The organism is Puia dinghuensis (assembly GCF_014642875.1).
In the GTDB taxonomy this organism is placed as follows: domain Bacteria; phylum Bacteroidota; class Bacteroidia; order Chitinophagales; family Chitinophagaceae; genus Puia; species Puia dinghuensis.
In genome coordinates, this window is record NZ_BMJC01000003.1 from 158,158 (window position 1) to 171,505 (window position 13,348).

The 13,348-nt window shown below is 51.5% G+C and carries 14 protein-coding genes; 7 read left to right on the forward strand and 7 right to left on the reverse strand.

Annotation, left to right across the window (positions count from 1 at the left end; all coding sequences use genetic code 11):
- Nucleotide 1 precedes the first annotated feature (1 nt).
- Together IEY39_RS13920 and IEY39_RS13925 are read right to left on the reverse strand one after the other, a co-directional pair.
- Nucleotides 2–835 carry an SDR family NAD(P)-dependent oxidoreductase gene (locus IEY39_RS13920; protein WP_188932536.1) on the reverse strand — a complete coding sequence of 278 codons (834 nt, stop codon included), beginning with the start codon at nucleotides 833–835 and terminating at the stop codon, nucleotides 2–4.
- A gap of 176 nt (nucleotides 836–1,011) precedes the next feature.
- Nucleotides 1,012–1,809, reverse strand: a complete 798-nt coding sequence (locus IEY39_RS13925; RefSeq protein WP_188932537.1) for an alpha/beta hydrolase — start codon at nucleotides 1,807–1,809, stop codon at nucleotides 1,012–1,014.
- 58 nt (nucleotides 1,810–1,867) lie between these two features.
- On the opposite strand from IEY39_RS13925, the gene IEY39_RS13930 reads away from it, so the two are divergent.
- The 3 genes from IEY39_RS13930 to IEY39_RS13940 all read left to right on the forward strand — a co-directional run bounded on the left by IEY39_RS13930 (nucleotide 1,868) and on the right by IEY39_RS13940 (nucleotide 5,602).
- Nucleotides 1,868–3,757, forward strand: a complete 1,890-nt coding sequence (locus IEY39_RS13930) for a tetratricopeptide repeat-containing sensor histidine kinase (RefSeq protein ID WP_188932539.1) — start codon at nucleotides 1,868–1,870, stop codon at nucleotides 3,755–3,757.
- On the forward strand, nucleotides 3,754–4,416 hold the full coding sequence (locus IEY39_RS13935; protein ID WP_188932541.1) for a LuxR C-terminal-related transcriptional regulator: 663 nt from the start codon (nucleotides 3,754–3,756) through the stop codon (nucleotides 4,414–4,416). Before IEY39_RS13930 ends, IEY39_RS13935 begins: the two co-directional genes overlap by 4 nt.
- A gap of 175 nt (nucleotides 4,417–4,591) precedes the next feature.
- The gene (locus IEY39_RS13940; protein ID WP_188932543.1) at nucleotides 4,592–5,602 is read left to right on the forward strand and encodes a phosphatidylinositol-specific phospholipase C; all 1,011 of its coding nucleotides are present in this window, start codon (nucleotides 4,592–4,594) and stop codon (nucleotides 5,600–5,602) included.
- A gap of 20 nt (nucleotides 5,603–5,622) precedes the next feature.
- Here the strand turns inward: IEY39_RS13940 and IEY39_RS13945 are convergent, their stop codons facing one another.
- Entirely contained in the window at nucleotides 5,623–6,630 is a 1,008-nt protein-coding gene (locus IEY39_RS13945; protein ID WP_188932545.1) for a sigma-54 interaction domain-containing protein, read from the reverse strand.
- 358 nt (nucleotides 6,631–6,988) lie between these two features.
- On the opposite strand from IEY39_RS13945, the gene IEY39_RS13950 reads away from it, so the two are divergent.
- Nucleotides 6,989–8,047, forward strand: a complete 1,059-nt coding sequence (locus IEY39_RS13950) for an alpha/beta fold hydrolase (RefSeq protein ID WP_229688905.1) — start codon at nucleotides 6,989–6,991, stop codon at nucleotides 8,045–8,047.
- Here the strand turns inward: IEY39_RS13950 and IEY39_RS13955 are convergent.
- From IEY39_RS13955 to IEY39_RS13965, 3 genes are all read right to left on the reverse strand, one after another.
- Entirely contained in the window at nucleotides 8,025–9,167 is a 1,143-nt protein-coding gene (locus tag IEY39_RS13955) for an acyltransferase family protein (RefSeq protein WP_188932549.1), read from the reverse strand. The two genes, IEY39_RS13950 and IEY39_RS13955, sit on opposite strands and share 23 nt — an antisense overlap.
- 37 nt (nucleotides 9,168–9,204) lie before the next feature.
- Nucleotides 9,205–9,867: an NADPH-dependent F420 reductase gene (locus IEY39_RS13960; protein ID WP_188932551.1), complete on the reverse strand. Its 663-nt coding sequence runs from the start codon at nucleotides 9,865–9,867 to the stop codon at nucleotides 9,205–9,207.
- Nucleotides 9,868–9,970: 103 nt separating this feature from the next.
- The gene (locus IEY39_RS13965) at nucleotides 9,971–10,342 is read right to left on the reverse strand and encodes a hypothetical protein (RefSeq protein ID WP_188932553.1); all 372 of its coding nucleotides are present in this window, start codon (nucleotides 10,340–10,342) and stop codon (nucleotides 9,971–9,973) included.
- A gap of 105 nt (nucleotides 10,343–10,447) precedes the next feature.
- Here IEY39_RS13965 and IEY39_RS13970 point away from each other — a divergent pair, with 105 nt between their 5' ends.
- Nucleotides 10,448–11,104 (forward strand): sigma-70 family RNA polymerase sigma factor, encoded by a 657-nt coding sequence (locus tag IEY39_RS13970; protein ID WP_188932555.1) that lies wholly within the window; start codon nucleotides 10,448–10,450, stop codon nucleotides 11,102–11,104.
- Nucleotides 11,105–11,132: 28 nt separating this feature from the next.
- Nucleotides 11,133–12,047, forward strand: a complete 915-nt coding sequence (locus tag IEY39_RS13975; RefSeq protein ID WP_188932556.1) for a PLP-dependent cysteine synthase family protein — start codon at nucleotides 11,133–11,135, stop codon at nucleotides 12,045–12,047.
- On the opposite strand, the gene IEY39_RS13980 is transcribed toward IEY39_RS13975, so the two are convergent.
- A complete protein-coding gene (locus tag IEY39_RS13980; protein WP_188932558.1) occupies nucleotides 11,995–12,882 on the reverse strand; it encodes a haloalkane dehalogenase in 888 nt (295 codons plus the stop codon). The two genes, IEY39_RS13975 and IEY39_RS13980, sit on opposite strands and share 53 nt — an antisense overlap.
- 104 nt (nucleotides 12,883–12,986) lie before the next feature.
- Here IEY39_RS13980 and IEY39_RS13985 point away from each other — a divergent pair, with 104 nt between their 5' ends.
- Nucleotides 12,987–13,328: a TfoX/Sxy family protein gene (locus IEY39_RS13985; protein ID WP_188932559.1), complete on the forward strand. Its 342-nt coding sequence runs from the start codon at nucleotides 12,987–12,989 to the stop codon at nucleotides 13,326–13,328.
- The last annotated feature ends 20 nt before the right edge of the window (nucleotides 13,329–13,348 follow it).

The window sequence follows — 13,348 nt, forward strand, 5'->3', positions numbered from 1 at the left end:
ATCAGACCTCCGTGGCTGGAAATTTGCCTGCCCATTCTTCTATTTCCCTGGAAGTACGGGCGGCATTGTTTCGATAAGATTGAAGGGAATCCAGTCCAACGGGCAGGTGGAGGGGAGGATGCTCCTGGGCAGCGAGCGCCACTACAACTTTTGCCAGCTTAGCCGGATCGCCTGCCTGATTGCCGTGGTATGCGCCCGCGTTGTTTCGATATTGGCCCGCGGGAGTCTTGTCATAATCCCCGATCGGATTAGCCGGCGTTAAAAAAGAACCGGCGTCGAGAAAATTCGTGCGGAACAGTCCTGGCGCCAACGCAGTCACCTGGATGTCGAAGGGCGCGAGTTCGATCGCCAATCCTACCGAAATGCCTTCCACAGCAAATTTCGTAGACCCATAGAGCGCCCATGCCGGGATGGCGTCGTAGGCAAAAAGAGAGCTGATATTGATGATATGGCCCGACCGTTGCTTCCTCAGCTGCGGCAGCACGGCGCGGATCACATTCAATACGCCGAATACGTTCGTGTCGTACTGCTTTCTGGTCTCTTCATCCGAAATTTCTTCAATAGCCCCAACGATGCCAAAGCCCGCATTATTGACGATCACATCCAGTCCGCCAAATCGGGCAATCCCTTTTTCCACCGCGGCTTCCACTTGTTTTGGCAGAGTGACGTCCATCCCGAGGACCAGGACGTTCGGGTCGCCGTCGAAAATATCCTTTTCCGATTCCTTCCTGACGGTCGCGACCACCTTGTCGCCGGAAGCCGATGCTGCTTTTACGATCTCGTAGCCAAATCCTTTGCCGGCCCCTGTGACCAGCCAGACTTTCCCTTGTTTCATGCTGCTGAATTTTTTATGCTGAAGAATAAATCAGGAGGGCCAAATCCGTGCCATGGAATGCGTGGCTGACAATCAGCATGATGTCTACAGGGTTAGCCGGCGTCGTTTCCGACATCTCGTCATTTCGTGCCGGCTTTTACGAACCAACGGCTTTGGCGGCTTTGAGGATCGTGTATTTAGTTGTTTGCCGCTTTTTCAATTACTGCCGCGACTTCGGCAGGGTGACTAACATATACCGCGTGGCTCGCGTCGATCTCCGTCACCACCGAACCTGCCCGCTTTGCCATACTCCGCTCCACATCCGGCGGGATCATATGGTCCTGCTTCGACACGATATACCAGCTCTTCTTATTTTTCCATGCCGCTGTCGTTAGGTCGGTTGAGAATGCCGCCAGCCCGGGCGGTACCTGGGAAGCCGCCATAAAATCTGCCTGTGCAGCCGGCACGTCGGCACAAAACGCCGCGTGGAATTTCGCCCTGTCCAGCCAAATGAATCCATCTTTTGGCGGCAGAACCGGGGAATTCGGATCGGCAGGCGCCCCCTGCTGCATCTTAAAAAGAGATTCCCCCGCGTCAGGCGCGAATGCAGCTACATACACCAACCCCTTTACAATAGATTCATCTCCAGCCTCCGTAATGATCGCCCCCCCATACGAATGCCCGACCAGGATCACCGGCCCGTCCTGTTGCGCCAGGACAGCCTTTGTAATTCTCACATCTTCCGCCAGACTCGTGTTCGGGTTGGAAACAACCGTAACGTTGTATCCCTTGCCCTTAAGTATCTTGTAAACACCTTCCCACCCCGAGCCGTCGGCCCAGGCCCCATGCACCAGCACGATGTTGTTAACCCTGGTGGCTGCATGTGAATGGGGCTTCACCGGGGAAGTTCCTGCCCCCGTAACAATGGCGCCCATAAGTAGAGAACCCGCCACCGAAATCGCTTTAATGGAATTCAGAAAAATCGAATTTTTCATAACAAACTTTTTTGGTGAGGAAATAATTACGCCAGGATAGCTAAATTAGTCTAAACTTATGCAGGCCATCCAGGTAAGAACAACCAAATTGAAAAATGAGGGAACCACCGGGCATCTGAGTAAAACTACTCAGAAGGAAGCGTGCCGGGTATTCCTGTGGCTGGTTTTTATCCGGATTTGCTTGCTCGTGCAGGGGAATTCAACCGTTTTGGGGCAACAACCGATGAGTGATCCTGCGCAGGGGGCGAAGCTTATTAAGCAATATTATGTAAAAGGGGAGTATTCGAAGATACCCGATCTATATCATCATGCGATGAGCCGGCCCGGCGCCGACCAGCAGCCGGACAGCCTGAAAGTGGAGCTGTGGTATTTCATGGCCCTTACACAGTTCGAGTTTGGCCGGTATGATTCCTGTGCCTGGTATGATCAAAAGATTATTTCCTTATATACCCTGCCGGACAAATTCACCTACAAGCGTTTATTCGGAGCGCTGAACATTATGGGAATGGCTGAGGACCGGGCAGACAACGAACAAAAGGCACTCGGCTACTATCAGCAGGGAGCCGGGCTGGCGAGAGCATTCAATGACACGACGTATGAAACGATGGCATTGGTCAACTCGGCAACCGTATATGACAAACTGGGCGATTATGAAAAAAGCCAGGCCATCGGGCTAAGGGCGCTGGCCTTGTCCCGGCCCCGGAAGCAGTGGCTGAATATCATCGAAGGGGCCTCGATGGTTGGCAAAGCATATAGCAGCAAAGGAAATTACAAGGAAGAGCTGGCGTATATGAAAGAGGCATACGATGCCGCGCTGGCCTATGGGGCTTTCACCTATATCCTTAACCAAACCTATTGGCTCGGGGAATCCTATCTAAACCTCAAAGAATATTCGAAGGCAGAGGACTTTCTACTGAAAGCATTGCAAATGTATAGGGAAAAAGGGCAGCAGGACAACCTTGTGAATGTATATAAGGGGTTATCCGAAGCCTATACGGGATTGAACGACTTCAGAAAGGCCGCCGAATTCATGTCTAAATATGCGTTGCTGAAGGATACCCTCCGGGGCAACGAGAATGCCCGGCGGATCGTAGAGATCGAAGCCAAATACCAGAGTGCTGAAAAAGACAAACAACTCTCCGCGGAAAAGCTACGCGTCATTCAACGCGACCAGCAGATAATGGCCCAGCGACAGCAACTCCTTTTCATCCTTTTTGTGCTCCTGCTGGTCGGAATCGCCTGGTTTCTGATGTACCGTAACAGCCGCAATAAACAGCAGATCGCCTTATTAAAGGCAAAGATCGAAGGAGAGGTGACTGAGCGGCAAAGATTGAGCCGCGAACTTCACGACGGCATTGCCAGCCAACTGCTGAGCATCAGGCTGGGGATGGAAACGCTTGAGCGCGATGCACAAAAGACAGGGACCACGCCTTCATTCAGCCAAATCGCCAGCCAGCTCGAGAAGGCAACAAAAGAACTGCGAAACACTGCCCACAACCTTATGCCCGAACTGCTTGTTCAAAAAGATTGGCTTGCCGCCATTGCCTTATTGTGTCAAAACACGACTGATCTCACCCAGGTGAAGACGGAATTACAGGTGCTGGGTGAGCCATCGCCGCTAAGCAAGGACATCGAGCTCTCACTTTACCGGATAGTACAGGAGCTGGTGCAAAATGCCGTAAAGCATGCGAAGACCACTAATCTGCTGGTCCAGGTAAGCGATAGGGATGGGCTGCTGGCCCTCACCGTGGAGGACGACGGCGTTGGCTTCGAGACCTGGCAGGGCTTCCGGCCGGGAAGCGGACTGTCAAACGCCAGGAAGAGGGTAGAAGAGTTGGGTGGGCACATGGATATCAAGAGCAGACCCGGAAATGGAGCGACCGTCTACATCGAATTCAAGATCCGCCAGTGGCGAAAATTCAGGAAACAAACAAGCCAGAAGGCATGATAAAAGTAATGATCACGGACGATCACCTTTTAGTAACGGACAGTCTGAGCAAGGCTCTGGCGGCATATGATCATATTGACATCTCGGGTATCTATAATACGGGAGAGGCATTGCTGCAAGCACTTAGGAAACAGCTCCCCGATGTACTTTTACTCGATGTGCACCTCGCCGATGCAAAGGACGCCAGCCTGGCCAAAAGGATCCTGCAGAACTATCCCGGCATAAAGATCCTGATAATGACAGCCGATGAATCCATTGTACTGGTCCGCGAATTGATGGAGGCCGGATGTTACGGCTATTTGTCAAAGTCAAGGGCCACCGGCGCCATCCTGGCCGAGGCCTTACGGAAGGTTGCCGATGGCGAGCTTTACGTGGATGAGCCTTTAAAAGAAAAGCTGCTGAAAGACCTGTTACAGCCAGGTGCGAAGAGGTTGGGAGAAAAGAACAAGCTGACGATGCGGGAGAAAGAAGTGTTACAGCTCATCGCGGCCGGTCTGAGCAACAGACAGATCGCGGACAAGCTTTGCGTAAGCCTGCGTACAATTGAAAATCACCGTTACAATCTTTTACAAAAGCTGGATGAGAAAAACGCCGTCGGATTGGTGAAGGCCGCTATCAGACTCGGACTTTTTCCGGAAGATCGGGCTGGAAAGGAGTAGCTGAGACGCGGAGGCGGCTTTTTTACATAGTGACCAAATATGTTCTATAAGGGTCGTTATGCGGATGGGGAGGCTTATTTTTATCAAATCGTTAACTCCTCATCTGTTATGGGTAACCGCAGTAGATATGTCATCGCCACGACTATCTTTATGGCTAACCATATAACATCCTTTTATGAAAAAAACCTCCCTCCAAGCTCTTTGTTTGTTCGTTTCGATCATCCTTTCATCGACTGCCTGTAAGAAGGCATTGCAGCCGGATGAGGCCATTCCCGGTAACAGTCCCAGGAAAACCACGACGTCGACGGCAGCCCGTCTGATTTCTGTTGCGGCAACAGACTGGATGGCTTCGATCAGCGACAATATCAACCTCGCAAACCTGTCCATTCCCGGTTCACATGACGCCTGTGCCCGCTACGAACCTATAGCCGGTACGGCCATCTGCCAGTCCCTGTCCCTTGGCGATCAGCTGAATGCCGGGTCCCGTTTCCTGGACATCCGTTGCCGCAACGTCAACGATTCTTTTGCCATCCATCACGGGTCCATCTACCAGCATCTCAATTTTACGGATGTACTCAACGCCTGCAAGACTTTCTTTGCCGCCCACCCGAATGAAACTATCATCATGAGCGTCAAGGAAGAGTATACGGCCAGCGGCAATACCCTCAGTTTCGAGCAGGTATTCCTCCAGCATTATTATGCTTCCAATTCCAACCTATTTTATATGGGGACCAGTGTTCCCAACCTTGGGGCAGTAAGAGGTAAGATCGTCCTGCTTCGACGATTCAATGCCTATGATTCTGCGACAGGCGCTGCAGATGGCAACCTTTACGGCATCGATGCCACGAATTGGGGCGATAATACGACCTTCACCACCTCCACCGGGACGGCCACTCTCCATGTCGAAGATGACTATGTCGTCAACAACAACAATACCAAATGGAGCGAGATCACTGCCAATTTGAGCAACGCGCTAAGCGGCGACCCTACAGCGCTATATATTAGCTTCACCAGCGGCTATTATCCCATCCTGGGTTTTATCCCGAACATCCCTGATGTCTCGAATACCATCAATCCGGATATCAATTCGTATTTCGGTGCAGCTACACACGGGAGATATGGGATCATCCCGATGGATTTCGTGGATGCCACCAGGCCGGCAGCCATCATTGGCACCGACTATTAATATGGAGCTGGGCATCCGATTCAATATCCTTTTTGGATGCCCAGTTTTTTCATTTTCGATCGTAAGGTGGTAGGGGGAAGGTTCAGAATTTCGGCGGCGGCGCCAGGCCCCCATATCTTTCCATTGCACTTCCGCAGCACGGCAATGATATGGTCGCGTTCGTTTTCCTGGATCGTTTTTATCTGGGTCTCCGGGTTGCCAGCCCCCTGGTCATTTTTCGGGTTGACCGGGATGTCCTCGATGATCGGCCCTTTTGCCAGCAGGACACAGCGTTCGATCATATGCTCCAGTTCGCGAATATTGCCGGGCCAGTGATAGGCCATCATGCTCTTTATCGCCCGATCGGACAAGCCGGCGATCTTCCTTCCTGACTTACGATTATACCTATCGATAAAATATTCAGCGAGGTCTATAATATCTTCTTTCCGATCGCGCAACGGGGGCAGGGTGATGGGAATTACATTTAGGCGGTAATACAGATCGAGGCGAAAACGGCCATCCGCTACTTCCTTTTCCAGGTTTCGGTTTGTGGCGGCGATGACACGTACATCAATTTTTACCGGGGCTTTCGAGCCGATGCGATCTACTTCTTTATCCTGTAGTACATGCAGCAGCTTGGCTTGCAGCTCTAGGGGCATTTCACCGATCTCATCGAGGAAGATAGTGCCTTTGGCCGCCTGTTCGAATCTGCCTATTCTTTTGTCAAAAGCCCCGGTGAATGCTCCTTTCTCATGGCCGAACAATTCTGATTCGATGAGTGTCGGTGGGATCGCCGCGCAGTTCAACTTGACAAACCGCTGATCTTTTCGCAGGGACAGCTTATGGATGCAACCTGCGATCATCTCCTTACCCGTACCGCTTTCTCCAAGGATCAATATAGAGGTATCTGTAGGGGCCACCTGGATAATGTTATCGAACACATTGAGCAGCAGGTGACTTTTACCAATGATCCCTTCAAACCCGGGCATCACCGGGCCGGGGCGATGTTCCGCATACCCGCCTTCCACAATCAAGACTTTTTCTTTCATATAATAGGTTTTTGGGTGGACAAGATTAGAGGCGTGTCTGGCTGGCTTTGTCTTAGGAGGGAGAACAATTCTCTCGATGTTTTGGTTGTTAGCAACTGCGCATACATAATCAGCCCTCGATGTAGTACTTTAATTTACTACTATATTTCGTAAATGCGGGGGATATGCGATGAAATATTCCATTAATACGACTTTGCTACAGCATTATAATTATTTGATTAGTAGTAGTTTGTTCTTATGTAGTATATTTTACTGTTAATTCAGTTAAATATGAAACAAAACTATACTTTGATGAAAACGACAGTATTCCCGGGAAGAGCATTTTGCTGGAATAATTGTTGCAGCTGTTCAGCAAAAAATGGAAATGTATAACGACAATCAAACCCGGCGTCATTTTCTTAGCACTGCTGCGACTGCGGCACTAACGCTCGCCGGACCATCAATCGGCATTTTAGAATCTGCAGCTGCGCAAACAAAAAAACCGGCTGTTGCATCCCCGATCAAGCCGGTTGCCCATACATCGCTCGGTCCGCTGAAGCAGATAGATGCCGGCGTACTGAATGTAGGCTATGCCGAGACCGGCCCGGGTAGCGGACCGGTCGTCATTCTTCTTCATGGCTGGCCATACGATATTCAGAGTTTTGCGGAAGCATCGGCCCTACTGGCGGCTAAGGGTTACCGGGTTATCGTTCCTCATCTGCGCGGATATGGCACAACCCGGTTCTTATCCCCACAAACGCCCAGAAACGGCCAGCAGGCAGCCGTAGCAAGCGACATCATCGCATTGATGGATGCATTGAAAATAGAAAAAGCTATTATTGGCGGCTTTGACTGGGGCGCACGAACCGCCAACATCATGGCGGCCTTATGGCCTCAGCGCTGTATAGCGATGGTATCGGTAAGCGGTTACCTCATCGGCAGCCAGCAGGCAAACAAGGCGCCCTTGCCGCCAAAAGCAGAATTTGCATGGTGGTATCAGTTTTACTTCGCTACCGAACGGGGCAGGATGGGGTACCAGGCCAATACGCATGCTTTTGCAAGACTCATCTGGGAGCAGGCTTCCCCCCAATGGAAATTCGACGACGCCACGTTCGAGCGGTCGGCCGCCTCGTTCGACAATCCCGATCATGTTGCCGTTGTGATCCATAATTATCGCTGGCGTCTTGGCCTGGCGGATGGCGAGAGCAAGTATGACTCCCTGGAAACGAAACTGGCCACCGCACCGGTGATCACCGTCCCAACCGTTACATTGGAAGGAGATGCCAATGGCGCACCGCATCCGGAACCATCTGCCTATGCCGCCAAATTCAAAGGCAGGTATGTTCACCATACCATTAGTGGCGGCATCGGTCATAACCTCCCACAAGAGGCGCCAAAGGCTTTCGCCGATGCGATCATCGAGGCAGCTGGTAGTTGAAAACTTTCCTTTTCAGCCATTCCCGAACGGGCTCGTCATAATATTTAAGACAGGCATAGGCGAGAACGATGCTTGCTATCACCAGCACCAGGCCTACCAGCATCCCCTCGATGCCGAGCGGTATCTTATTGTTGACCACCCAGGCAGTAAAGATGTAAATAAGCGGGTAGTGGGTGATATATAGCGGGTAAGAAATATCGCCCAGGAACTTACATATTTTTGCGGAGTGTGGATCGATAATGTGTCCTCCGGCGCCGATAGCCACGATGAGCGGGAAAACGATGATCACACAGCATGCCTCGTAAATACCGTTGAGCCACAGGTGATGTTCATCACCTATACGGGGTATGGAGAGCACGATGACGATGAGCAGGCTGCACCACCAAAATGCGCCCTTGACATGGATGAGTTTTCCAACGCGCGAAAGCAGCACCCCGGCAAAAAACGGATACAGCACACGGGTGAAACCGATGAAGAGCTGATCTTTATCCAACGACCAGCCGCCTATCAGGTCGCCCTGGGGGCCTAAGACCAGGTAAAGGACCAGCATGCAGCCTGCCAGGGATACGAATATCGAAAGCACCAGTTTAGAGAAACGACGTACCACTGTCGCATACAGGATATTGGCAATATATTCGAAAAACAACGACCAGGCCGGTCCGTCCAAGGGGTGCATTTCCTGCCAACCACGGATATCCATCGAAATGGGCACGGGGATGAGCGTGCAGCCGATGAGCATCAACAGCAGCATTTTCCATACCGGGGTGCCCGCAATAAGCGGGAAAGCACTGCTTGTCTGGAAGTAAAAAAGCGCCGCGCCAATGACGGAGCCCATCACTACCATGGGCTGCAGGCGGACCAGCCGTCGTTTGTAAAAATCCCAGGTTGTCATCCTATCCCAGCGGTCGTCATAAGCGTAAGCTACCACGAAACCCGACAGCAGAAAGAAGAAATCGACTGCCAGGTAGCCGTGATTGATCATCTGGATAAAGCGGTTTCCACCGGTGAAGGTTTCAAATACATGGAAGACAATAACCAGGACGGAAGCCACGCCACGCAGCCCGTCAAGGATAGGGTAATGGTTCTTGGATTCGAGATAGACAGTAGTGGGACTATTCATTTTGTTATGACTAGACCCTTAAGATAAGGTAAAGTTGCTAAAGCTTCGTTTTTGCTTCGGCGAGTGTAACTGTTTTGCCTAGCGCACCGAATTCAGCCAGGTCGCCAAATACCTCGATGCGGATAGATTGATCAATACCGCCGACGCGTACCGGCTCGAAACCACCATCACGGATAAGGTCTTCGATTGTTGCATCGATACCTGTATCATCCGTAGCATAGAACAGGACGGCTGGTTCAGGCTTTTGGAAGGCAGCACCGGCAAGAGAGCCGGCACTTAATGAACCCAGGGCTTTGGCCAATTTTGCATTTTTGGGAAGTAGTTTAGAGAGCAGCAGGCCGGCGGATTCTTTTTCCCCAATAATCTTTTTAAACCCGCCTTTTTCGTCAGGAGCGATGGGATTCGAGGGATCAATGATGATCTTTCCCTGGAGCTCCGCGGCATATTTGGCGAGCGCTTCTTTTATCGCATTAAAATAAATGGCTAAAACGATAATGTCTGCCTCATTGATAGCCGCGGGGATCTCCATGGGTCGAGCCAGGCTGCCCAGCTTTTGGGCGAGCGTTTTTGCCTTTTCCAGCGTTCGGTCTGCTACGATAACAGGACGGTTACCTTTTACCAGATTGGCAGCAACGATGCCGCCGATGTTGCCGAGCCCGATGACGGCTACCTTTGCCTTGCTTGAACTTACTTGTGCCATGACTAATTCTTTTTTTGGTTAATGTTTGCTTTGATAAGGCAAATATCCGCCGGCCAGAGGGGCTCGCCCAATGACTTTTATCAAGAAATAGTCTTGACCTGGATTAAGATTGGGCGGTTTCCATTCTTGTCAATTGCGCCAGGGTAAAGGCGCCTACTGCCATCACCAGATCCCGGACGGCCACATCAAAATAATTGCCGCCGACGAGCAGTTCTAATGCTATACATATCAGCCAGATCATCACGATATAAGCACCGATGAGCGGCCGCACAAGCACGATGATGCCCGCTACGATCTCGATGATCCCGACAATTTTCATGAATACAAGCGGATCGAATGGGATCATTCCTTTGTTATTCCCTAAATAATCCACCCAATGGGTCAGCAAATTGGTAAATTTGTCAAGGCCGGCCACAATCGGTACAATGCCGAAAGTTAGCTTCAAAGTGCCCTGGAGTTGTTTAATCGTTGCCATAAAAGTCGTTTTGTTTCATAGATTGGATTCAGCACTTATCAAAAGGTTACAAAAAAATCTCCTGCCCGGCCCGTAACCTTTTTTCATCTTATTTATCCAATGGCCATGATAGGTCAGTTAAATGCCATATCGAACCAGGCCCCGGACGAGCAACTAATCAAACAGATAGCTGCGGGTGAGAAAGAGCTTTTCGAGATTATTATCCGGCGTTATAACCAACGGCTTTACCGGGTAGGCATGTCGGTGCTGGGCGATGACCAGGAGGTGGAAGAGGCGATGCAGGTAGCCTATATCAGCGCCTACGAGCACCTACAGCAATTTGAATACCGCAGTGCATTTGGAACCTGGCTGACGAGAATTATGCTCAATCAATGTTATAAGGCCAGGCGCGATCATACCCGGATTCTACCTGTATCCCAGGACAGCGAAAATTTTATCAACATGAAAACGCCGGAAAATGTTATGGCCAGCAAGGAGTTGAGCCAGGCGCTGGAAAACGCGATCGCGCAGCTGCCGGAAAAATATCGCCTTGTTTTCGTCTTAAGGGAGATCGAAGATCTTTCTGTCCGGGAAACGGCCGAGATAGCCGGCATTCAGCAATCGAACGTAAAGGTGCGGCTCAACAGGGCGAAATCGATGCTGCGGGAAAGTCTCAACTCCTATATGAAGGAGTCGATCTACCAATTCCACCTTTCCCGGTGTGATAAGATGGTCAGCTTTGTGATGGATTATGTGGGCGGCAATGCGGGGAAGAACCTTTAACTTCGGTGCGCTATTTAAACCAACCATTATGCCTGCAATTGGAAAAACACCGTTGATAAAACTCGAGCGGCTGTCGGAGCCGGGATGCGCCGATATCTATGTAAAGTATGAGGGGTCGAACCCCACCGGTAGCATGAAGGACCGGATGGCGCTGTCGATGATCGAAGGTGCGGAGCAACGGGGGCAGCTGAAGCCGGGGGGAAAAGTGGTGGAGTACACCGGTGGAAGCACGGGAAGCTCGCTGGCTATGGTTTGCGCCACGAAGGGATACCGGGCGCATTTTGTGTCCTCCGATGCTTTTTCCATGGAGAAATTGCTTACGATGAAGGCTTTTGGCGCTGACCTGGAGCTCTTCCCAAGCGAGAACGGCAAGATAACGGCCCGGCTCATCGACGATATGATCGAGCGGGCAAGGGAATTGAGCAAGCAGCCAAATGTTTTTTGGACCGACCAATTCAAAAACGTGGACAACCGCAATGCCTACCATGCCATGGCGAGAGAGATCATCGATGTGTTGGGTAAGGACATTGCGGAGTTTATCCAGGGTGTAGGTACGGGAGGTTGTTTTTCGGGCAACGCCGAAGTATTGAAGGAGGAGGTACCCGGCATCCGCTGCATCCCCATCGAGCCGCTGGGTGTGCGCGCACTTTCCGGCGGTGATATTTCGGGGACGCACCGCCTGGAAGGCATCGGAACGGGATTCGTGCCGGCGATCTGCCGGTTGGACCTTGCCGATGAGATCGTGGCCGTCTCCGACCAGGATGCCTATGCGACGGCACGGCGGCTGGCGCGGGAAGAGGGTATTTTCGGGGGCATCACTTCGGGCGCCAATGTATGGGCAGCCATGCAACGGGCCAGGGTCCTCGGAGCCGGGAAGAAGATCGTCACGATCATTTGTGACTCGGGGTTGAAATACCTGAATGGAGATCTTTATAGACAGTAGTTATCCACGCTGCGATAGCCTCACCAATGGCATCCGGCGCATCTTCCTGCAGGTGGTGGTGGCCGTTAACCGTCACTTCCGTCTGGTTGGGCCAGGTGCGGCAAAACTCTCTTTCTTTTGCGGAGAGGGCGCCGGGACTGGATTCGATAAATAGTTTAGGGATCGGGCTGTGGGCCATAAAATCACCGTAATCATCGACAACCTTTACGACGTCGGCGGGTTCGCCTTCGATAGGCAACTGTCGCGCCCAGCTTAGCATGGGCCTCCGCCCTTCGCCAGGTTCCAAAAAGGGGCGGCGATACTCATCGTGTTCTTCTTTTGACAAGGGACGAAGTATGGATTTGGGCAGGTTGAATTCGATGAAAGAATTCTGCCGGAGCACCATGTCTTCGCCTTTTTCCGACCGCAGCGCCTGGAAGATCTGTTGGGCAGTGGGAGAAAGTTCGCTCCAGCTGCGGGTCTGGATAATGGCTTCCATGTATACGATGCCTTTTACTGCACCGGGATGGCGGCGCGCCCAGTCGAAGCCCAGGGCGGAACCCCAGTCATGAACAACAAAGATGATGTCGCGTTTGACGTCGAGTGCGTCCAGCAGGGCATCGAGGTATTTCCGGTTTTCGAAGAAAGTATACCCATTGCTGTCGGGCAGCTTTTCAGAATCGCCCATGCCGATGAGATCGGGTGCGATGACGCGACCCATCCCTTCTACATATGGAATGATGTTGCGCCAGATATACGATGAGGTGGGGTTGCCATGGAGAAAGACGATGGGGTCACCCTGGCCTGCTTCGACGTAGGCCATCTTAAGGCCGTTGATGATTTGAAATTGTTTCATAAAATGATTTGTTTGTCGATACAAAGTTGAGCAAAGGCGGGGCCGGGAAATAGTAAAAAATCATTGATCTGGCGGAATTGGGGAAAAAGCGATAAATTTAATGCATGGCCTATAATGAAAAATTAGCCGACAGGGTCCGGGCCCGCTTTGCGGGCCTTCGCAACGTCGAAGAGAAGAAGATGATGGGGGGGCTCACCTTTATGTACAACGGGAAAATGTGTGTGGGCATCATCAAGGACGACCTGATGTGCCGCATCGACCCGGCGCTGCACGAAGATTCCATCGCCAGGACGGGTTGCCGGACAATGGATTTTACGAACCGCCCGATGAGTGGTTTTATCATGGTCGACGAGCGGGGCATGAAGACGCAAAAGGATTTCGACTACTGGATCGATCTTGCGCTCGATTTCAACAAAAAAGCAAAGCCTTCCAAGAAGAAGAAATAGGGGGCCGGCCTGGCTGCAGG

What these genes read in the sequence shown, in the direction of transcription:
- IEY39_RS13920 (WP_188932536.1), bottom strand. Translation starts at nt 835, where the DNA reads ATGAAACAAGGGAAAGTCTGGCTGGTCACAGGGGCCGGCAAAGGATTT.
- IEY39_RS13925 (WP_188932537.1), bottom strand. Translation starts at nt 1,809, where the DNA reads ATGAAAAATTCGATTTTTCTGAATTCCATTAAAGCGATTTCGGTGGCG.
- IEY39_RS13930 (WP_188932539.1), top strand. Translation starts at nt 1,868, where the DNA reads ATGCAGGCCATCCAGGTAAGAACAACCAAATTGAAAAATGAGGGAACC.
- IEY39_RS13935 (WP_188932541.1), top strand. Translation starts at nt 3,754, where the DNA reads ATGATAAAAGTAATGATCACGGACGATCACCTTTTAGTAACGGACAGT.
- IEY39_RS13940 (WP_188932543.1), top strand. Translation starts at nt 4,592, where the DNA reads ATGAAAAAAACCTCCCTCCAAGCTCTTTGTTTGTTCGTTTCGATCATC.
- IEY39_RS13945 (WP_188932545.1), bottom strand. Translation starts at nt 6,630, where the DNA reads ATGAAAGAAAAAGTCTTGATTGTGGAAGGCGGGTATGCGGAACATCGC.
- IEY39_RS13950 (WP_229688905.1), top strand. Translation starts at nt 6,989, where the DNA reads ATGGAAATGTATAACGACAATCAAACCCGGCGTCATTTTCTTAGCACT.
- IEY39_RS13955 (WP_188932549.1), bottom strand. Translation starts at nt 9,167, where the DNA reads ATGAATAGTCCCACTACTGTCTATCTCGAATCCAAGAACCATTACCCT.
- IEY39_RS13960 (WP_188932551.1), bottom strand. Translation starts at nt 9,867, where the DNA reads ATGGCACAAGTAAGTTCAAGCAAGGCAAAGGTAGCCGTCATCGGGCTC.
- IEY39_RS13965 (WP_188932553.1), bottom strand. Translation starts at nt 10,342, where the DNA reads ATGGCAACGATTAAACAACTCCAGGGCACTTTGAAGCTAACTTTCGGC.
- IEY39_RS13970 (WP_188932555.1), top strand. Translation starts at nt 10,448, where the DNA reads ATGATAGGTCAGTTAAATGCCATATCGAACCAGGCCCCGGACGAGCAA.
- IEY39_RS13975 (WP_188932556.1), top strand. Translation starts at nt 11,133, where the DNA reads ATGCCTGCAATTGGAAAAACACCGTTGATAAAACTCGAGCGGCTGTCG.
- IEY39_RS13980 (WP_188932558.1), bottom strand. Translation starts at nt 12,882, where the DNA reads ATGAAACAATTTCAAATCATCAACGGCCTTAAGATGGCCTACGTCGAA.
- IEY39_RS13985 (WP_188932559.1), top strand. Translation starts at nt 12,987, where the DNA reads ATGGCCTATAATGAAAAATTAGCCGACAGGGTCCGGGCCCGCTTTGCG.